The 20,136-nt window shown below is 38.9% G+C and carries 25 protein-coding genes; 16 read left to right on the top strand and 9 right to left on the bottom strand.

The window, feature by feature from the left end; genetic code table 11:
• Window positions 1-33: 33 nt before the first annotated feature.
• The 4 genes from B9A58_RS16895 to B9A58_RS16880 all read right to left on the bottom strand — a co-directional run bounded on the left by B9A58_RS16895 (window position 34) and on the right by B9A58_RS16880 (window position 4,511).
• Entirely contained in the window at window positions 34-1,314 is a 1,281-nt protein-coding gene (locus B9A58_RS16895) for a response regulator (protein ID WP_084374076.1), read from the bottom strand.
• Window positions 1,315-1,334: 20 nt separating this feature from the next.
• Window positions 1,335-3,233, bottom strand: a complete 1,899-nt coding sequence (locus B9A58_RS20750; protein ID WP_084374075.1) for a sensor histidine kinase — start codon at window positions 3,231-3,233, stop codon at window positions 1,335-1,337.
• A gap of 26 nt (window positions 3,234-3,259) precedes the next feature.
• Entirely contained in the window at window positions 3,260-3,823 is a 564-nt protein-coding gene (locus B9A58_RS16885; protein ID WP_084374074.1) for a hypothetical protein, read from the bottom strand.
• Window positions 3,824-3,929: 106 nt separating this feature from the next.
• Window positions 3,930-4,511: a SiaB family protein kinase gene (locus tag B9A58_RS16880; protein WP_084374073.1), complete on the bottom strand. Its 582-nt coding sequence runs from the start codon at window positions 4,509-4,511 to the stop codon at window positions 3,930-3,932.
• A 472-nt stretch (window positions 4,512-4,983) separates the two neighbouring features.
• Here B9A58_RS16880 and B9A58_RS16875 point away from each other — a divergent pair, with 472 nt between their 5' ends.
• Window positions 4,984-6,126 carry a tetratricopeptide repeat protein gene (locus B9A58_RS16875; protein WP_084374072.1) on the top strand — a complete coding sequence of 381 codons (1,143 nt, stop codon included), beginning with the start codon at window positions 4,984-4,986 and terminating at the stop codon, window positions 6,124-6,126.
• Between the two features lie 3 nt (window positions 6,127-6,129).
• Window positions 6,130-8,067, top strand: coding sequence for a threonine--tRNA ligase (thrS, locus tag B9A58_RS16870; protein ID WP_084374071.1), 1,938 nt, complete (start codon window positions 6,130-6,132; stop codon window positions 8,065-8,067).
• 79 nt (window positions 8,068-8,146) lie between these two features.
• Here the strand turns inward: thrS and B9A58_RS16865 are convergent, their stop codons facing one another.
• On the bottom strand, window positions 8,147-9,103 hold the full coding sequence (locus tag B9A58_RS16865; protein ID WP_084374070.1) for an FKBP-type peptidyl-prolyl cis-trans isomerase: 957 nt from the start codon (window positions 9,101-9,103) through the stop codon (window positions 8,147-8,149).
• 135 nt (window positions 9,104-9,238) lie between these two features.
• Between B9A58_RS16865 and mnmE the strand changes: the two genes are divergently transcribed.
• The 3 genes from mnmE to B9A58_RS16850 all read left to right on the top strand — a co-directional run bounded on the left by mnmE (window position 9,239) and on the right by B9A58_RS16850 (window position 12,344).
• Window positions 9,239-10,594: a tRNA uridine-5-carboxymethylaminomethyl(34) synthesis GTPase MnmE gene (mnmE, locus tag B9A58_RS16860; RefSeq protein WP_245827103.1), complete on the top strand. Its 1,356-nt coding sequence runs from the start codon at window positions 9,239-9,241 to the stop codon at window positions 10,592-10,594.
• A 245-nt stretch (window positions 10,595-10,839) separates the two neighbouring features.
• Complete coding sequence (locus tag B9A58_RS16855) at window positions 10,840-11,199, top strand: helix-turn-helix domain-containing protein (protein ID WP_084374068.1); 360 nt, start codon at window positions 10,840-10,842, stop codon at window positions 11,197-11,199.
• Window positions 11,196-12,344, top strand: coding sequence for a site-specific integrase (locus B9A58_RS16850; RefSeq protein ID WP_084374067.1), 1,149 nt, complete (start codon window positions 11,196-11,198; stop codon window positions 12,342-12,344). The genes B9A58_RS16855 and B9A58_RS16850 overlap by 4 nt, the downstream gene beginning before the upstream one ends.
• 54 nt (window positions 12,345-12,398) lie before the next feature.
• Here B9A58_RS16850 and B9A58_RS16845 read toward each other — a convergent pair whose 3' ends face one another.
• The 4 genes from B9A58_RS16845 to B9A58_RS16835 all read right to left on the bottom strand — a co-directional run bounded on the left by B9A58_RS16845 (window position 12,399) and on the right by B9A58_RS16835 (window position 14,385).
• The gene (locus B9A58_RS16845) at window positions 12,399-12,710 is read right to left on the bottom strand and encodes a hypothetical protein (protein WP_084374066.1); all 312 of its coding nucleotides are present in this window, start codon (window positions 12,708-12,710) and stop codon (window positions 12,399-12,401) included.
• A 22-nt stretch (window positions 12,711-12,732) separates the two neighbouring features.
• On the bottom strand, window positions 12,733-12,969 hold the full coding sequence (locus B9A58_RS20240) for a putative antibiotic biosynthesis monooxygenase (RefSeq protein WP_139793954.1): 237 nt from the start codon (window positions 12,967-12,969) through the stop codon (window positions 12,733-12,735).
• 17 nt (window positions 12,970-12,986) lie between these two features.
• Window positions 12,987-13,448, bottom strand: coding sequence for a carboxymuconolactone decarboxylase family protein (locus B9A58_RS16840; RefSeq protein ID WP_084374065.1), 462 nt, complete (start codon window positions 13,446-13,448; stop codon window positions 12,987-12,989).
• Between the two features lie 82 nt (window positions 13,449-13,530).
• Window positions 13,531-14,385: a sigma-70 family RNA polymerase sigma factor gene (locus tag B9A58_RS16835; RefSeq protein WP_084374064.1), complete on the bottom strand. Its 855-nt coding sequence runs from the start codon at window positions 14,383-14,385 to the stop codon at window positions 13,531-13,533.
• Between the two features lie 316 nt (window positions 14,386-14,701).
• Here B9A58_RS16835 and B9A58_RS16825 point away from each other — a divergent pair, with 316 nt between their 5' ends.
• The 11 genes from B9A58_RS16825 (at window position 14,702) to B9A58_RS16775 (ending at window position 20,136) form a co-directional block, all read left to right on the top strand.
• The gene (locus B9A58_RS16825) at window positions 14,702-15,019 is read left to right on the top strand and encodes an ArsR/SmtB family transcription factor (protein ID WP_084374062.1); all 318 of its coding nucleotides are present in this window, start codon (window positions 14,702-14,704) and stop codon (window positions 15,017-15,019) included.
• Between the two features lie 12 nt (window positions 15,020-15,031).
• Entirely contained in the window at window positions 15,032-15,511 is a 480-nt protein-coding gene (locus B9A58_RS16820) for an SRPBCC family protein (protein WP_317042076.1), read from the top strand.
• Between the two features lie 11 nt (window positions 15,512-15,522).
• A complete protein-coding gene (locus B9A58_RS16815) occupies window positions 15,523-15,900 on the top strand; it encodes a DoxX family protein (protein WP_084374060.1) in 378 nt (125 codons plus the stop codon).
• A gap of 54 nt (window positions 15,901-15,954) precedes the next feature.
• The gene (locus tag B9A58_RS16810) at window positions 15,955-16,413 is read left to right on the top strand and encodes a hypothetical protein (protein WP_084374059.1); all 459 of its coding nucleotides are present in this window, start codon (window positions 15,955-15,957) and stop codon (window positions 16,411-16,413) included.
• The gene (locus B9A58_RS16805) at window positions 16,410-16,640 is read left to right on the top strand and encodes a tyrosine-type recombinase/integrase (protein ID WP_449421175.1); all 231 of its coding nucleotides are present in this window, start codon (window positions 16,410-16,412) and stop codon (window positions 16,638-16,640) included. The genes B9A58_RS16810 and B9A58_RS16805 overlap by 4 nt, the downstream gene beginning before the upstream one ends.
• A gap of 86 nt (window positions 16,641-16,726) precedes the next feature.
• Window positions 16,727-17,164, top strand: coding sequence for an NUDIX domain-containing protein (locus tag B9A58_RS16800; RefSeq protein WP_084374057.1), 438 nt, complete (start codon window positions 16,727-16,729; stop codon window positions 17,162-17,164).
• A gap of 304 nt (window positions 17,165-17,468) precedes the next feature.
• Entirely contained in the window at window positions 17,469-17,801 is a 333-nt protein-coding gene (locus B9A58_RS16795; protein ID WP_084374056.1) for an ArsR/SmtB family transcription factor, read from the top strand.
• On the top strand, window positions 17,798-18,310 hold the full coding sequence (locus B9A58_RS16790; RefSeq protein WP_084374055.1) for an SRPBCC family protein: 513 nt from the start codon (window positions 17,798-17,800) through the stop codon (window positions 18,308-18,310). Before B9A58_RS16795 ends, B9A58_RS16790 begins: the two co-directional genes overlap by 4 nt.
• Before the next feature lie 12 nt (window positions 18,311-18,322).
• A complete protein-coding gene (locus tag B9A58_RS16785; protein ID WP_084374054.1) occupies window positions 18,323-18,706 on the top strand; it encodes a DoxX family protein in 384 nt (127 codons plus the stop codon).
• A gap of 2 nt (window positions 18,707-18,708) precedes the next feature.
• Entirely contained in the window at window positions 18,709-19,275 is a 567-nt protein-coding gene (locus tag B9A58_RS16780) for a dihydrofolate reductase family protein (protein WP_084374053.1), read from the top strand.
• A 123-nt stretch (window positions 19,276-19,398) separates the two neighbouring features.
• A complete protein-coding gene (locus tag B9A58_RS16775) occupies window positions 19,399-20,136 on the top strand; it encodes a hypothetical protein (RefSeq protein ID WP_084374052.1) in 738 nt (245 codons plus the stop codon).

Here is a 20,136-nt window from a genome sequence, read left to right as displayed (position 1 = left end):
CGGAGCCGCTTTTATTTTGCAAATATTGTCAAATTATATCTTAATTCCCATGACCATAATGTCATCAGTCTGTTTTTCTTCACCTTTCCACTCAGTTAATACCTTTTCTAGCAGATCTCTTTGTTTGTCCATAGGTTTATCTAGACCTGTTTCAATACTTTCTGTCAGTCTGGCAACAGTAAATTTCTTGTTGTCAGGACCACCAAACTGATCTTGAAATCCATCTGAGAACATATAGAATGATGTTTCTCCTTTGACGTAAGGTAATTTATGTGTGGTATAATTTCTTTCTTGGTCTAAATAACCACCTAAAGATATTCTATCACCTTTTACAGTTTTTATTTTTTCTTTATCTGAATAGAGAAGATTCTGCTGAGCACCTGCAAAGTACAGTTCTGAATTGTCCTCGTCAATAATCATAATACTTGCATCCATTCCATGATGGTTATTGTTTTCCGACTGGTTCAGAATGTCCTGGATGCCAATGTTGAGATTGTCAAGAATTTCGCCAGCATCAGTGATTTCATGCTCATAGACGATTTGATTTAGCAGTGATTCTCCAATCATACTCATCAAAGCACCTGCTACACCATGTCCAGTACAATCGACTGAAGCAATAAATTTATAGTTCACATCTTCGGATTCGAAGTCGGCAAACCAGTAGAAGTCTCCACTTACTACATCTAGTGGTTTGAATAAAATAAAGAAATCTGTGAAGGCTTCTTTAATAGTTTCAGGAGACATGAGCATGGCATTTTGAATGGTCATAGCATATTTAATGCTGTCCATCAGTCGCTTATTTACTTCTGCCAATTCCTTAGTCCTGAGTTCAACCTTTTCTTCCAGGCCGCTGTTGGCCTTTTCCAATTGGCGAATCAATTTCATTTTATCACTTTTCAGCTCATAAGCTTCAAGTGCCTTGTCAATTGTGAGTTTCATCTCACCTTTGTCCCAAGGTTTAGTGATGTACTTGTAAATGCCACATTTGTTTACTGCTTTTACAATAGCCTCAATGTCGGCAAATCCAGTTAATATCATTCGGATGACATCAGGAAACTCAGGAAGTACTTTTTCAAGTAATTCTGTGCCTGTCATTTCTGGCATTTTCTGATCAGTAATCAGGCACTGTATGTCGTGTTCGCGAAGCATCTCTATAGCTTCATTGCCTCCAGGAGCTGTGAGTACATTGTACTCTCTTTTAAAGGCCATTCTAAAGATTCTGAGATTACTTTCCTCGTCATCTACATAAAGAATGGTGTACTTCTTTTTGCTCTTTGCGGCTGTATCTTCAACTGGAGTTTGAACTTCTTCCATGTGTTATCTTACTTCTAAAATTATGCTTTTTGAGATTCGGAAACCTTTTCTTCCTCTGAGGACTTATCCATGTGTTTAGGGATTAAGATAGAGAACTCAGTTCCTTTACCTTCTTCACTATTGCAATAGATGTTTCCGCCATGCTTTTCTACGATACCAAAGGTAATGGACATTCCAAGACCAGTGCCAATGCCAACTGGTTTGGTGGTGAAAAATGGTTCGAAAATTCTTCGTTTCACCTGTTCTGACATACCAGCACCATTATCCTTTATCTTGATCATAACATGCTGATCCTGATTCTCTGTGTAAAGCTGTACTTCACCATCTTTTCTGTCGTCAGGGATTGCCTGAATGCCATTGTTAAGAATATTCATGAATACCTGATTCAACTGACCTGGGAAGCAGTTGATGTCCTGAATGGAATCATCATAAAATTTCTTGATATTGATTTTGTTTTTCGTTTTGTTACGAAGAAGGACAAGTGTCGCATCCAATGCGTCGTTCACGTTGGCCGGCTTCATTTCTTCCTCATCTAGTCTAGAGAAGACTCTTAATCCCTTCACAATTTCAATGGTTCTTACCGCACCTTTTTTGATATCCGAAACTAGTTCTTTAAGATCGCTCAGCAAATCTTCGTAAGCATACTCATCTTTCATTTCCCTAATTTCAGCCATGGTAGCCTCATAGTCGCCACTTTTTTCAATATCGTCGTACTTTTCTACTATAGTGATTAAATCGTCTAACGATACTTTTAAGGTGTCAATGCCATTGTATACAAAGTTGATTGGGTTATTGATCTCATGGGCAATACCAGCAGTCAACTGACCAAGTGATGCCATTTTTTCAGATTGTACCAATTGTGATTGCGTACTTTTGAGGTTTTCTAGTGTTTGAGTCAGTTCTTGCTTACTGTCTTGTTCAACTGTCAACGCTGACTTTAGTTTGTTTTCAGCAATCATCAGTCTTTCAGTAGCTTCCAACTGCTCTTCAGCAATATTTCTCATTCGTTCCTCAGAGTATTTTACTCTGTCATAGGCTTTTCTTAATTCTTCCTGTACTCGGATCAGTTTTTCGTTTACCTCAATTTGTTTTCTTGAACTCTTAAGGATTTCCTGCTCAGAAAGTTTTAATTTTTTATTGCGTTGCTCCAGAGCACGCTGGGAGAGTATGAGCTTCTCATTTACTTCTAGTTGCTTTTCAGCACTGCTTCTTAATTCTTCCTCGGATCTTTGTAGCTTGACGAATGCTTCATTCGCTGTCAGGAAGTTTTTGTACGCCAAGTTTACTGCAGGTCGAAAGATAAAGGATGCCTGAATCAACAGGATGGCTATGATAGCTGCCGTAATTACGTACTCAAATTGAGAAAAACCACTTTTGTTAGTTTTTGATTCTGTTTGATAAAGTGCAGCTAGTTTACTGGCATCTTCTGCAAATCTTCTTTGGTCATCTACGTTATCAACTGCTCTAGACAAAATGAGATTTTTGTCATCCACTGGATCAGTAAAACTCACACCTAAAACTTCGTTTCCTACATCTCTAATTTCCCGAAAGGACAGCTCCATATCGGCAAGCATTTTATTGGCTTCTTCTGAGTTTTCCGTTCCATTCAGTCCGTACTTGGCATCTCCTCTTGTTAAAGCTCTGTGTATTTCATTAAACTCATCCACTGCAGGCTTCAAACGCCTTTTTACTACATTGAAGTTGGTTTCGCTATTTTTTATCTTTTCGAGATTGATTTGAGCAATATTCTTGGAAATTTCTTCACTGAGCGTGGCCATTCTTTGGGCCAGATTTACCATCACTGCATCATCGCGATTTACCCTAATGGCATTTTGAACAATAAATTGACCAATAAACAAGCCAAGTATCGCAAGTATCAAGGTCAATATATACGATCGTATCAGGTTATCCTTTTTCATAGCAAGTGTGCTTTTGTTTAATTAATTTAAGCTGCTCCTTTACTTTTCAGAAAAGAAAACTGGCTTTTTTCCTCAGTACTTTTTTGCAATGCTGCTCCTGAATGACTGGAGCCTAATATTTTGTTTTTGCGTTGCTTAGTAAAGTAATGCTCTAATTTTGATTCAAAGAATTTTAGAGAAAGAGCTATGATCAGCATTACTCCTATGCCTACATAATTACTACCATTGGCCCAATCGTCAATAATTGGCTCAAGGAATATTTGCTCAGAAATAAATAAAAACACAAACACACCAAAAAGAATTCTGGTCGCCTTTTTACCCATTGTCATTTTATCTAACTGATCAATGGTAATTTCTAATTCTCCATTTTTCTTTTGAATCTCAACATTTTGAGATTTAATTTTTTGGTTGGCATGGTCTAATTTTTTTTGAAGTCGGTCACTGATACGGGTGATCACCTTGCTTTGGTCGAGTAGGTCTTTGTAATGCATAGCTATACCCACTGCGTCCTCAAGGTTCACATCCTTCTTTTTAACTTTTCCTACATACTCCGAAAGTATCTTTTGTTCTTCGTGATAAAGTTCTTTCATTTCAGTTTAACGTTACTACATTCTCCCTCACTAAATCCCAGTCCCAAGTCTGACGTATGTAATGAATGTTTAATATGTGAATTAAAATTGTTCATTTGATTAAGACTTAGGAAGCCTCAGCTAGTTTTTTTTCTACTTCTCTGGATACCCTTATTTGAAAAGTAAAGTATGAATACTCATCGTTTACCTGGTGAAATTCATAAGACAACTTTTGCCCTGTTTTTCTCGCAATTTCGACAAAGCCGAGCCCAGCAGTTCCCTTGTCAGAAAATTCACCGTTATATAGTATCTCCTTATATAGTTTTTTTAACCCATCTTTATCCAACGCATTAATGTTATCCAGTTTGGATTTGATGGTGTTGATTTTCGAGTTTGGGATAAAGTTGCCAGTCATAATATTATAGAACTTTTTTCTGGCAGTCACTAACAATAACCCCGATTTGGAATCGTAGGTATCAATTTGATTGGTTTCATCAGCGACCTCATCCATATGATGATAGAGATTTTGAATACACTCAGTGGCGGCACCATAAAACTTCTTCTTAATTATTCGGTCAGATTCCATTTCAGTAATCCTCCCATCTAATGTCTCTATGATAGAGGTGACTAGATCAAAAGTGACCTCACCTTTATACATCAGAATAATGTTAGTGTCGTATATGTTTTTATATCTCTTTAATAAATCCATTCTTTCAAATTGTCTCTCAGAAATAAGTCAGCATCTCGTTAAAACACCGAGCTACTATCAAGTTTCCAAAAGTAAAGATACCTGATCATTCAGTAATTCAATAATTTACAAACATAAATTGGATTATTCAAAGAAAATAACTGCTATTTGCTCACCCAAGATAAAATGCACTTACATTTTTGTGAGCAACAATTTTTGAATTGAGTTTCAATTCCTTTCTCATAACTATCCAACCCATTAATTGATTAAAAATCAATCTTGAATTTTACCAAGTTTTGTCGAGATAACCAAATTTTGATTTTCAATTATCGTTTTTTTAAGAGATTTGGTGATCGTTCGTAGGAGTATTACCTAACTTAAAATTTTTAATTTGGAAAATAAGTATTGCCAATGAAAAAGTATTTTTTTTTACAGTCATTACCTGATGTGTTTATCTGATATCTGATGCATTGAAAAATAGAACTTTGATTAAATGAAAATAATTGAACTAAACCAATATTTGAAGGTGCTTATGAAAGTTTGCAAACGAAATGGTTTATGTATTGCTTTTTTGGCGCTTTCCTTAGGCTTTCAAAGCTGCGAAAAAAGGTTTGGCAAGACGCTAGTTAGCGATTGGGATTCTTATGCTGAAACACCTGAAGAGTCTACCCTGATTTCTAGTGATCAGTTAAATGAATTTAGTACAGATGAGTTGATACAATATTTAAAAATTCATGAAAAGGCGCATTGGGCAAATGCCGCTGAGAACGAAATATTAAAGAGCCTTGAATTGTCAGGTGAAAACGCAGAGGTTCTAGAATTAATCTCAGACTTTTATCTTACTAGAGGGAGCCTAGAGGAAGCTCTTAAATACAATACTGAAGCAGAAAATAATGGAGCGAGTAGTACAGAGTTCTATAAGAAAAGAGCGAGAATATATGCTGATCTGGGGCAATATGGCTTGGCTGTGGATTATATAAATAAGGCAGTAATGATTAATGGAAACGATCCAGATATTTATTTGACAAAAGGGGAAGTGTACATGAAACTCGGGGATTCCACTTCTGCACTCCAGTATAAGGAGCAGGCCTTCAGAAATGATTCGAGTAGACAAGATATTGCTGCTGATCTTGCTTATTTATATGCAAGCACAAAACAACACGAAAATGCACATCACTTTGCGGATTTGCTTATTGCTAATGGATATAATGTCAGTGAAATGAATGAGTTGAAAGTAGAGGTGCTTAGAAAGGAGCTCAAGTTTCAAGAGGCCAATCGCTTATTGAAGAAGATGCTTGATTCAGGGCAGGTTGAAGCAGGCATAGCTTTGATCGATTATTTTGAAAAGCAAAGTGAGTATGATTCCACAATTTTTTATGCCATGCAAGTCTTGGACAAGGACAGTCTTAACATGCGAGCATTGGAGGCTAAGGCATTTTCTTTTGACCATAAAGGATATTTCACCAGTTCATTGATGTACTATAATCAAATGCTGGCAATTGATTCATTGAATGAAGAAGCCCGGGAAGGAATAAGGAAAGTCAATGGAAAAATCGCATATTTGCGCAAATTAAGGGAGCGAAGAGAAGCTATACCAACTTTTGATTTTGCGTCCCCAAGAAAAGAAACGAATTAATTGATGAGTGACATTAAAATTAACATTACTCTTCCTGATGGTAGCGTAAAATCAATGCATAAAGGAGCGACTGGCATGGATGTCGCGCTGAGCATTAGTGAAGGACTGGCCAGAAACGTGCTGGCAGCTGAAGTGGATGGTGAAATTTGGGATGCTAATCGTCCCATAAATGACGATGCCACGGTTAGTTTGCTTACCTGGCAAAATGAAGGGGGGAAGTCCACATTCTGGCACTCATCAGCACATTTAATGGCAGAGGCACTTGAAGCGTTGTATCCTGGAATTAAGTTGGGAATTGGCCCTGCCATTGAAGGTGGTTTCTACTATGACATTGATTTTGGTGATCATACTTTTGATTCTGAAAACCTTGATGTTTTAGAAAATAAAATGTTGGAATTGGCTCGTGAGAAAAACGAGTACGTCAGAAAAGATATTTCTAAGGCAGACGCAGTTGCGTATTTCAAGGAAAAAGGAGATGAGTATAAATTGGATTTGCTTGAAGGCTTAGAAGATGGCACCATTACTTTTTACGAACAAGGTAACTTCACTGACTTATGCCGAGGCCCTCACATCCCCAATACAGGATTTATTAAGGCAGTAAAGGTGCTGAATGTGGCTGGAGCCTATTGGAGAGGTGATGAAAAGAACAAACAGTTGACCAGGCTGTATGCGGTATCATTTCCAAAGCAAAAAGAACTCAAAGAGCATTTAGAATTGCTCGAAGAAGCTAAAAAGCGAGATCATAGAAAATTGGGTAAGGAGCTTGAGCTATTTACTTTTTCTGAAAAGGTAGGTCAAGGTCTGCCACTTTGGCTGCCAAAGGGAACTATGCTCCGTGAGCGTTTGGAGCAGTTCATGCGTAAAGCCCAGATCAAAGCAGGTTATAGCCCTGTGATCACGCCACATATCGGAAACAAAGAATTATATGTGACTTCTGGCCACTATGAAAAGTATGGAGAAGATTCGTTCCAGCCAATTGCCACGCCACACGAGGGGGAAGAATTTTTTCTAAAGCCAATGAACTGCCCTCATCACTGCGAAATTTATAAGTCGAAACCTCACTCATATAAAGACTTACCCATTCGCTTTGCTGAGTTTGGTACCGTGTATAGATATGAGCAAAGTGGAGAATTACATGGTTTGACTAGAGTGAGAGGATTTACTCAGGATGATGCTCATATCTTCTGCACACCTGATCAGGTCAAAGAGGAATTCACCAAAGTGATAGACTTGGTGCTCTACACATTTAAAGCTTTGGGTTTTGAGGACTATACGGCACAGATCTCACTTAGAGATCCAGAGAACAAAGCCAAATATATTGGCAGTGATGAAAATTGGGAGAAAGCAGAGCGAGCCATAGTAGAAGCAGCTGAAGAAAAAGGACTCAATACTGTGACTGAATATGGAGAAGCTGCCTTTTATGGCCCTAAGTTAGACTTTATGGTAAAGGATGCCTTACGCAGAAGTTGGCAGTTGGGTACGATTCAGGTGGATTACAATTTACCAGAAAGGTTTGAATTGGAGTATATAGGTGCTGATAATGCACGTCACCGTCCTGTAATGCTTCATAGAGCACCATTTGGTTCATTAGAAAGATTTGTGGCAGTATTAACAGAGCACTGTGGTGGAAACTACCCACTATGGTTGACTCCTGATCAAATTGCAGTCTTACCGATTTCTGAAAAATATGCTGATTATGCTCAGGAAGTATTCTCACTAATGGAAGAGAATGATATCAGAGGGTTTATTGATCATCGTGATGAAAAAATAGGAAGAAAGATCAGAGATGCAGAGACTAAAAAGATTCCATTCATGCTGATCGTAGGAGAGAAGGAGCAAGAAGATGGGAAGGTCAGTGCCCGAAGACATGGTGAAGGTGACTTAGGTAGCTTTAGTCAGCAAGAATTTATCGAGCTGTTCAGAAAGGCAGCAACTATTTAATTAAGAGAATAACTAGAAAAGCAAAAGCCCTGATAGAATCACATCTGTCAGGGCTTTTTTATTCAACACCCGTTTTAGTTTACTTCAACTTGAGAAGCTCTACTTCGTATTGTACGATTTGGTAAGCATCTACCAATGAAAATATGTACCCTTCTTCATACAATTCTTCCCTAACGGTAGATGGAATGATTTTCACACTAGCACCAAATGCAATATCTGCAGGCATAATGAGGAGTGCTTTTTCGCCTGCTTTCATTTTGAGCACACCTTCTCGAAATCCTTCCACTAGCTGATTGGTACTCAGATTGACTACCAAGGGGGCATCGTCTTCGGTTTTTTGAATTACTGTTCCGTCAAGATATTTTCTGGTATAGTGGAGGGTAGCAGTGTGATAAGCTTTTGCTTCTGTTCCTTCACCAGGCGACACTTGTTTGTAATACAATCCCGAGGTGGTTGGTGTAATTTCCCCTAAATCCTCTTCAATCAAATATTCTTCTATTTGATCAATTTGATTTTGATAAACTTGCTGATCTGTGGTAATGTCAATCAATTTGATTTCCAGTATGAAATTTGTGTTGGGTCCAAACTCATCTTTGCTGGAAAATGAATCATAGGCCAGATAGGATGGGATATAAACTCTAATGCTTTCACCTTTTCGCATGATGTCAATACCATAATTGAAGCCCACGGGAATCACAGAATTGTTGCTGAATTTAACCAAGCTAGAATCAGAGGAGAAGGACTCAAGCACTTTGCCATCTAAAGTGCTCATTTCATATTTTACCATTACCACTTCTCCCAATTTTGGCTTGGTTCCTGATTCATTGCTTGAGATCATTTCGTAGAATATGCCATTGTCAGCTTGCTTGGCCTCTATATTGTTGTCTTGGAGGTATGTCTTGATTTGTAAATCACTTTCTTTTTGCTGTTTTTCATATTCAGATTCTTCGAAACAACTAGTTGCCAAAGGAATCAAAACAATAGCGAGCGCAATTGTTTTGATGTTAGATAGAATTTGATAACTGTGATTATTCATAACTGCTTAGTTTAATATTTGTTTATTGCTGGTAGGACACAGAAAGTTCGAAATTGGTTGGAGCCAATAGGTGCTTATTTTATTCTGCTCCCGAGTTTTTCATGTGAACGATGAGACTATCTTTGCGATATGGGAATGAATGATACAATAGTGGCATTGGCCACAGCACCAGGAGTAGGAGCCATAGCCGTTATTCGCTTATCAGGGCAAGCGTGTGTTTCAGTGGTGTCTCCTTTATTTTCTGGAAAGGATTTGACCAAGCAAAAAACTCACACTGTACACTTTGGCCATTTGATAGACGGAGATTCGATTGTAGACGAGGTACTTATTTCATTGTTCATAGCTCCACATTCTTTTACCAAAGAAAATAGTTTGGAGATATCCTGCCATGGTTCGTCATACATAGTCAATCGTATCATTCAGCTTCTGGTAAGGTCAGGGGCTAGACTGGCAGAACCAGGAGAGTTCACACAACGAGCATACCTCAATGACCGATTTGATTTGGCACAAGCCGAGGCAGTGGCAGACCTGATTGCCTCAGAAAACGAAGCTGCACATGCTACAGCCTTGAATCAGATGCGCGGGGGTATTTCAAATGAGATTAAAAACCTGAGAGAGAAACTGGTTCATTTTGCATCAATGATTGAGCTAGAGCTCGATTTTTCAGAAGAGGACGTGGAGTTTGCGAGTAGGCAAGAACTCAAACTTTTGATTGAAAAAATTGATGTGGTCTTGATCCAACTCATTGACAGTTTTCAGCTAGGCAATGTGATTAAAAATGGCGTACCAGTGGTTATTGTAGGTAAGCCAAATGCTGGTAAATCCACTTTGCTCAATGCACTACTAGAAGAAGAAAAAGCTATCGTATCTGATATTGCTGGAACCACAAGAGACATCATTGAGGATGAGTTGAATATCAGAGGAGTAAAATTTCGCTTTATTGATACAGCTGGCTTGCGTGAAACCAAGGATCAGATAGAAGCCATAGGTGTAGAGCGTGCCGAACAAAAGATGCAGGAGTCTTCTTTGATTATGTATTTGTTTGATTTGTCTACTGAGTCCCTTGAGGTTATTCAATCTACAGAACAAATGCTGATTGAAAAGGGTAAGCCTTATATTTTGGTTGGTAACAAATTGGATAAAGTGTTAAGCCAACAATCACCCCTTACGAACAATGAACATTACGTATCTATATCTGCCAAATCCAAGGCAGGAGTAGAGCCACTCAAAGATTTGATTTGGTCCAAGAGCCAAATGGATAATTTCAAACCCGGCAATGTGGTAGTCACCAACGCCCGTCATTACCAAAGCCTGGTCAATACCCAAAACGCTCTGCATGATGTACTCCGTGGTATCGATAATCAAATCACCAACGACTTTCTGGCTCAGGATATCCGTCATGCCCTGCACTTCTTAGGAGAGATTACAGGCGAAATCACCACAGATGATCTACTGGCGAATATCTTTTCGAAGTTTTGTATCGGGAAATAACCTCACAAACAACCGATAAGCACCCATAAACAAACCTAAAAAACAGCCTAATTTCACCTTTATTCATGTTTTTAGATTATTTCTCACTATCCTTTTTTAGCGATATTTTGCTGCTTTTTGTACCTTATTTGTACCTAATTGTTTATCTTTATATGAGGTACAAAATTGGTGAGATAATGAAACATTTTGAAACAAAATGAATCATATTGAAACTTCAAGACCCAATTTGAAAAGCAGAGATTACTATGAGTTCAAACATTAGGGTACAAAGGATTTGCCAGCATTGTGGAATTGAGTTCACAGCTAAAACAACTGTGACCAAATACTGTGGTGATGATTGTGCTAAAAAGGCCTACAAGAAGCGTAAGAAAGAAGAGAAGATCGGAAAGTCCGACCAGGAGACGCAAGCCATTGTAGCCAAGCCGTTTCTTGCTGTCCAGGAAAAAGACTTCCTCTCTTTAGAGGAGGCAGCAACGCTACTTGGCGTAAGCAGAACCACCCTATACAGAATGAGAAAAGAAGGTGCGCTGGCATTCGCCACTATTGGGAGAAAAAAGGTAATCTCAAGAAAACACATTGACCACCTTTTTAACCCAGAGCCATGAAAGTCACCCTACGCCAAAAGAAAATATCCAAAGGCATGATTAGTCTTTACCTGGACTTCTATCCTCCTCTTGTGGATCCAGAAACGAAGAAATCCACCCGAAGAGAATTCCTAAAACTCTACCTTTACGAAAAGCCACGTGGAGTACTCGAAAAGAACCACAACAAGGAGACGAAGATCCAGGCCGATAGCATCCGTTCATCCAGGCAATTGGATATCCAGGCCAACCGGTTTGATTTCATCTTCAAGGACACCAAGCAAATAGACTTTTTGGCGTTCTTCAAAAAGCTCACTGGCCAGCGATGGAAAAGTGATGGCAACCATGGAAACTGGCTCAGCACATACAATTACCTGGAGCGATTTACCCATGGCCAGTGCTCTACCACGGATATTGACAAGGCGTTTTGTGAAGACTTCAAAAATTACCTTCAAACCACTACCAGCATCAAGAGCGAATCCAGGAAGCTCTCACAAAATAGCCAAGCCTCCTATTTCAGCAAATTCTCAGTGGCTGTTGAGGAGGCATTCAAGAAAGGCTATCTCAAAGAGAACTACATGCTCCGGGTGGATGCTATCAGGCAAAAAGAAACAGAGCGTGAGTTTCTCACATTAGAAGAACTCAGAGCTCTGTTTAGTACCGAATGTGAATTCCCTGTCCTGAAGGTAGCAGCTATCTTCTCGGCCTTGACAGGCCTTCGTTGGAGCGACTTAACCAATCTGACGTGGGGTGAAATACAATACTCTGAAATCAACGGCCACTTTATCCGGTTCATCCATGAAAAGACAGATCGACCACAGACTTTAAACATCGCGCAACAGGCCGTTGACATCCTGGGCTATCCCAGGAACAAGGAAGACAAGATCTTTCAGGGACTGAAGTATTCAGCATGGACAAACCTCAAGCTCTCCGAATGGGTCATGCGTGCCGGCATCACAAAGAAGATCACCTTCCATTGTTTCCGTCACACTTACGCAACACTGCAGTTGTCCCTGGGCACAGACATCTACACCGTTTCCAAACTTCTCAACCACAAGAACGTCAAGACCACACAGATCTATGCAAAAGTGATTGATCAGCGAAGGAAGGAGGCTGCAGAAAGGATTCCAGACCTGGGACCCGGAGACAAAGGAATGAGGATTGCATAACACGTTAATGATATGCTTAATCCTTTATTCTAACCTGGAATCGTTACCGATTTACTAGTCGAAGAGTTTATAAGTCGCTGCGACAAGAGATAGTTCATCAATATCTTGACCTATTTCCAACCCGCTCTCATCACGTTTGACTTGAAATGATTTGAATGAGGGAAGAGAAAGGAATCTTTTTTGTGCCTCATCGTTCTCAAAGCTGGCAATGTGAGTAAATGTTTGCTTGTCACTTCCGAGATAACTAACATATCGGATAGCAGGATCATTCATTTTTTTAATGTCCTCAATAAAAGCTTTGATGTTATCCATATTCTGAACAGCAAAGTTGGAACTTACTTTATATGTTACTTTAACAGTTTTCATTTGATGACTTTTTTAGTGTTACTTAATTCGATGTTTTTCCCAGCCAGCTCCGGAGCAATTGATTCAACCCTGGTACCAACAGATAAAACATAATTGGTACTGCTATGCTGGTTAGAATAAGCGTTTTGACTGGAAGAGGTAGCTGAGCAATCAGATTTCCCAGACAATAATATAGGCCAGTTATCAGGGGATAGATCGCCAACCAAATGATAAACGCTCTTTTGTGCTTTTCCGATTTGTTACTTTGTTTTGTGTTCATTGTAGTTCAGTTTAAGGTTATACGAGGGAAGGTGACAATGAAACTTCTGGAGATCTTCTGAATGCTTTATTGATTCTGTTCCAGACATTAATTTGTGTTACGACAATTGTGAGAACAGCAATTTCACTTTTTGTAAAATGATGGGTCAAATTCTCAAACACCTCGTCTGAGACATCTTCCTGGCTCGAATTGGTAAGCACCTCTGCGTACAGCAACGCAGCTTTTTCTTTGTCGTTGAAGTATTGGGCCTCCTTCCAGGCGGCCAGTGAGTGTAATCTTACTTCTGTCTCGCCAAGGCTTACCGAATCTTTGTGGTGCAACACCAGGCAGTATAGGCATCCGTTGATCTGTGAGACACGGTATTTAATTAGTTCCGCAAGTCTCAGGTCGAAACCGGACTTTTTGATAAACATTTCTGTAACCAACATACCGTCCAGCAGACCTTTAGGCGAATCTTTAAATGTCATTCTCTCATTCATAATATTTGTTTTTTATTTTGATTGTTATGATTAGAAAACAATCAACTGAAGCTGAACGTGACCACTTTTTGCAAATATTTGTCTATCCAGGAAACGTTGCTGCCAACTTCTTCAATTTGGCAGGATCTACAATGGAGTAAATTCCAGTTATCTGATCACCATTTACCTCAAACACTTGGCAATTGACAAGCAGTTGTCGTTGGTAGAAGAGAATTGCTGACTGGTGGTTAACGATACCAGTCTTGTAAGAGTAGTTTTTGTGATAGGTGTCATATAAGTGCGTTATCAATTTTATGACATTTTCAATTCCTGACGTGAACTGACGTACTACGGATACATTCTTTCCCCCATCTGCAATTAGGACTATATCTTTGTTAAGCTTGGATTCCAGAGCCTTGACATCGCCCACTTTAATTATGTCGATGTATTCCTGCAAATCAATAGAATTATTAAAAGAGTATTCGGTAGGAGACCGTTGGAGATTATGAGTTTGGAGAGTGCTTTTTGCACGGCTTAGTAGCTTTCGAGAGTTATTAACTGTAATTGACAGAACATCTGCGATCTCTTCGTGTGCGTAATCAAACGTTTCTTTAAGGATAAATACAGCTCTCTCCTTAGGGTTAAGGTGTTCCAACAACACCATCATAGAGTACCCTATGATTTCCTCACGCTCGATATTCTTGTCAGCGCGATCAGTGGAAATTGGTTCCGGCAACCAAACACCGTGCCTAAGTCTTTGATTCCTCTGCTTAATGTTAATGGCAGTATTTACAACACTCCTGATCAAATATCCAATCTCGTTTTGAAAACCTTTCTGCGCGATCGCTTCAAACTTAGACATTACATCTTGCACTGCATCAAGTGCATCATCTACGGAACCTAGAATGTTGTAGGCATACGGAAATAACTTCTTTTGGTACTCATTGAGAAACTCCATTAGCAAATATCAGACTCTAATATTAATCTTAACAATTGACTCTGGTAATCCGTGACAAGAGTGGGTTATTTTTTTATGTATTGCGTTTACTGCAAAACGATTCTGCCATTTTTGGGGAGCTCCCATCCGCCAAACTTTTCTACCATATAGAAAATCAGATTGGGAAAGGCGTAAGCACCACCACAGACTATAATGCCATCCTACTCGGCAATAAGTTGCTCTTCTTGAACAAATACCCAGTGAAAAAAATCCGGAAATCATTTTGCGCAAACGATCATTTGCATATATATTTGCAATCAATCATTTGCATATAATCATGAGAAGAGATCCATTTCACGCTATAGCAGACCCAACAAGAAGAGCAATACTGGTCTTGATTGCAGCACAAGCATTGACGCCAAATGCAATAGCTGAGCATTTTGACACAACCCGACAGGCTGTTTCGAATCACATTAAGATCTTAACTGAGTGTGAATTGCTGAGGCAACAAAAAGATGGTCGGGAGATACACTATTACCTAAACCATGACAAAATGAAAGAAATAGACCACTGGCTCGAGCAGTTCCGAAAGATCTGGGAAGGCCGGTTCAGTCAACTCGATAGCGTACTTAAAAATTTAAAATCTAAAAAATAAAATTAAATGACTATGGAATTTACAGTAGACAAAGAAAACAGCACAGTTCATGTAACTCGTGAGTTTGACGCTTCACAATCAGATGTTTGGGCCGCATGGACGGAACCTGAGATCCTTGACCAATGGTGGGCACCTCTTCCATGGAAATCAGTGACCAAATCCATGGAGTTTAAAGAAGGTGGAAGACGATTATACGCAATGGTAGGACCAAACGGAGAAGAACATTGGTCATTGGCTGATTATACATCCATCACTCCGAAAACCAATTTTAAATTATTGGATGGTTTTTGTGACGAACAAGGAAACCTAAACCAAAGTATGTCTCGCTCAAATTGGAATGTGAATTTTACCGAGTCCAATGGAACTACCACCGTACAAGTTCAGATCAAGCACAAAACATTAGATGATTTGGAAATGCATATAAAAATGGGCTTCAAAGAAGGGTTCTCAGCCACATTGGAAGCATTGGCCAAATTATTAACTAAACGATAAAAAATAAAACCATGAAAAAATACAAGATCATCTTTTGGATAACCACCACTATCATCTTCCTATTGGAAGCTGTAATGCCATTAGGCACTCTACTATTTGCTCACGAATATTTCAATGCGGGAACAAAACCTCTGGGATATCCCGACTATTTCGCTTATGCTTTGATCATTTGCAAAATAGTGGGTGCAACAGCAATCATGGTACCAAAACTGCCTCAAAAATTACGAGAGTGGGCATACGCTGGCTTATCATTCAACCTGATTTTTGCTACATATAGTCATATTATAGTAGACAAAAACATCAGCTATATCGTAATGCCGGTTGTAGTGGGTATCGTATTGGCTACATCGTATATCTACAACCAGAAAATACAGGTTAGCCCTAATTAGATAAGATTAAACTTAGAGTAATGACTGGCGATTCGAGTAATTGATAAGAATTGAATGAAAATCAAAACAATACTTTTATCAGGTCTCTTAATAGGTAGCCTGGACATCCTGGCTGCCTTCATTGATTTCTACATCACTACTGGCAATGGCCCTGCAGGTGTACTTCGCTACATCGCCAGTGGTGCTTTTGGAAATGAGGCATTCTCAGGAGGTAGTTTCATGATTTTGTGGGGACTGTTCTTCCATTATCTAATTGCCTATTCATTTAGCATACTGTTCTTTTGGTTATACCGGCATGTAAGATGGTTATCTACCTATCCAATCACCACCGTGATCCTATACGGTATTTTCATGTGGATAATCACAGTCCTGATTATCGTACCAATAAGCAACACACCTCCAGTACCACTTACTTTCTTGAGAGCTATTAAAGCCATTTTGATATTGATTTTCATGATCAGTTTACCACTGGTTATCGTTGCTCGAAAAAGAACGAACGATTGGAGCCCTTGATAAAAATAAAAAATGCGAAAATTATCACTTTTCATTGCTTCCGACATACTTATGCCACGCTGCAACTTTCATTGGGCACAGATATCTACACCGTTTCTAAATTGCTTAATCATAAGAATGTCAAGACCACTCAGATCTATGCTAAAGTGATTGATCAGCGAAGGAAGGAGGCTGCAGAGAGAATTCCTGATTTGGGACTTGGGAATAAAGGGATGAAAATTGCATAACACGTTAATGTATTGCTTAATCCTTTATATTTATTTTGTTAGCTTAGGATGGTTATGACCTTGGTGAATGAATTAATACACAAGACATGAAAAAGAAAGAAATACTTCCAGCCGTTTCAGCCGTGATTTTTAATGAGGAGGGAGACATTTTAATGCAAAGAAGAGCCGATACGAAAAAATGGTGCATCATATCCGGCCATGTCGAATTTGGTGAAACAGTTGAAGAAGCCATAGTCAGAGAGGTTCGTGAAGAAATAGAAGTGGAAAGTCAGGTGCAACGATTGATTGGCGTTTACTCGGTACCGGAGTTTACCACTTACTACTATCCTGAAAGAGACGTACAATATGTGGTTACCTTCTTTGAAGTGAGATTGTTGCAGCAAATTCCTGATGGATTTAAGAATGCTGAAAGTGAAGAAATAGCGTATTTTTCTCTTGATAATTTACCTCTGGATTTAGACCTTATCAATCCGAACTGGCTGGCTGACGCTTTAGATCCCGATCCAAGCGCATTCATTCGGTAGCAAATGATCAATAATCTTTGATTCAAGCAATAGACCCGATGAGCTTTCATCCTTGGTCAAATCCTTCTGACAAGGAAAAGTCTGGATCAACCGTATTCGAAGAAATTCTGCCCGATGGCCACCATGAGTCATGTTCCGCCTAGACTTGTTTCCAATGAGAAAAATTGGAATACTGACAATTCATATATTTATGTCGATTTTGAGGCAAAAATGGGTCATTGATATTTCCTGTTAAAAAAATTTAAACAAATACGTAGGTACTTACCTACATGTTCATTACATTTGTAGGTAAGTACCTACATATATGGAAAAACGAAGAGACGTATTCATGGCCATTGCCGACCCTACAAGAAGGGAAATAATCAATATGCTGGCACACAAATCCCTTAATTTGAATGCTATTGCGGATCATTTTGATACGAGCAGGCCTACCATATCCCAACATGTCAAATTCCTTCAGGATTGTGGGCTTATCACGATCAACAAGCAAGGCAGGGAAAGATATTGTGAAGCAAAATTTGACAACTTAAAAGAAGTGTCACAATGGGTTGAACAGTTCAAGCAGTTCTGGACTGAAAGATTCAATTCACTGGACAACTATTTGGAAAAGATTCAAAAGAACAAAAGTGACAAATGAAAAAACAACCATCTAAACAAACTGACAGGCTGGTGCTTAGTCGTGAGTTCAACGCTCCGAAAGAACTCATATTTAATGCATTTAGTACCTCCGAAGCATTGAACGAATGGTGGGGTCCGGCAGAAAGCGAAAACACGGTCATGGGTCTTGACTTCAGACCCGGTGGGGTTTTTCATTTTAAAATGAACTTTCAAGGTAACATTATGTATGGCCGGTTCCTTTACAAAAAAATAGAACCACATGATTACCTGGAATTCACAAATGCCTTTGCAGATGAACATGCGAACGTGGTACCTGCTCCATTTGACAAAAACTTCCCGCTTGAGGTCTTGTACAGACTGGAGTTCATAGAAAAAGAAAAAGGTAAAACCACCCTTAACCTTACTGGTGAACCTTTAGATCCTACATCAGGCGAATTAGAGGCATTCAATTCATTGATGCCTAGTATGAATGAAGGATTCGCTAAGACATGGGACAAACTTCAATCATATCTTGAAAAATCATTGTAGACAGAATAAATTATGAAAAAGGATAAACTCATTTTTTGGATTGCCACCTCCGTCATCATTTTCGTAGAGGGGATTGGCAATGTGGCAACAGTCAATCAGCAGTATGCTAAGGACATTGTGTACAATTTAGGTTACCCCGAATATTTTAGGGTTGCTATGTCTGTTTTTAAACTAGTGGGGGTTCTAATTCTTATTACCCCAAAGATACCCTTATGGGTAAAGGAATGGGCTTATGCTGGTTTTTTCATTAACACTGCATTTGCCGTGATAAGTTATTGGTCAGTATATGGTTGGGGTTCTGATCTTGCCTTTCCCTTCTTTGTGCTGGCCTCCTTGTTAGTATCATATCATTATCATAAAAAAATATCAAACCAAACTGAAATCAAAATATCATAGAGATGAGAAAATTAAAATTACAAATGCAGATATCCCTTGATGGGTTTAATTCTACCGGGCCAAATGATGAACAAAAATGGGTAACATGGACGTGGGAAGAAATCAAAGATTATGTCATCGATCTAGCCAATTCGTGTGACACTGAGTTGATTGGAAGAAAACTAGCTGTTGATTATATCCCTTTTTGGTCTGAAACTCTTTCACAACCAGAATCGCAATTGTATGAGGCTGCCAGGATTAAAGCAAACCAGAAAAAGATAGTATTTACAAAAACGCTGGAAAAGTCGCAATGGGAGAATACTAAGCTGGCAAAAGGCAATTTGAAGGACGAAATTATCAAATTGAAAAATCAAAGTGGCAAGGATATTATTGTATACGGTGGAAGTTCTTTTGTTTCTTCATTAATCAAAGAAGGGCTTATTGACGAATTTCATTTCATGGTAAACCCAATAGCGATTGGCAAGGGAGAATCTGCCTTCTCGATGCTAGAGCAATGGCAGCCACTGAAGCTGATCAAGTCAATAACCTGCAAAAGTGGGATTATCATACTTCACTATGAGAAGGGGTAAATTGCCTAAACCCTCCGATAGAAAATAACGGTATAGAAATCAAGACCATACTTTTTGCAGGGTTAAATAGGTCAAGTAATACATTTATACCTTTTAATTTTTTCTTAATAAAAATACAGAACAATGAATAGACTTATTATTGGACTCCTCGTCTTTTTCATAATCAATTTTGATTCAGAGGCTCAAAATGGTAAAACGGTCTTTGCATTTTATGAGTATAAAGTGGAGGGGTATCAACTCACGAACTTTATCAATGGCTACAAGAGGGATCTGGAATGGCACGCAGAGAAGAATGATTCATGGGATTGGGTAGGATGGTTTGTAATGACCGGTGATCGAAGAGGAAATTTTATTGATGCCACACCCAATCATTTATGGAAGGATTTTGACGAATGGAACATTAATGGAGCCGAAAACCTAAAGCACAATATCATTCATTGGTTACCCTATGTTAGTGATCCTAATGGCTCCTTCAGAGTGCTTCTGAGTAAATTAAGCAACATCGGACCAGACTGGTATAAATCAAAACTACTTAAGGTGATCTATTTTGATGTTTACTCTGATCGGGTGGTTCAATTTTCTGAACTGCTGAATGAGATAACTCCCATAATGGAAAAGCAGCAGCCCAATGCAACATTTGCCTGGATGAGAACTTCTACAGGAGGTCCAGGTAATTATGTTTTATTTCTATGTGCTAATTCGTATGAAGAGCTTGGTGTAATCGAGACTAATTTTAGTGAGTCATTACCCAAACTAAAGGAGCAATCAATAAACACATACAAATTATGCGTGAAGTCAACCTTTGAAGAATTATGGAGCTACAATGCTTATTTGAGTCAATATGGAGAAAATGGTAAATAG

Source organism: Reichenbachiella faecimaris (assembly GCF_900176375.1).
GTDB lineage: Bacteria > Bacteroidota > Bacteroidia > Cytophagales > Cyclobacteriaceae > Reichenbachiella > Reichenbachiella faecimaris.
The sequence above is the reverse complement of the archived record's forward strand: the minus strand, read 5'-3'. Positions and strand labels throughout refer to the sequence as shown.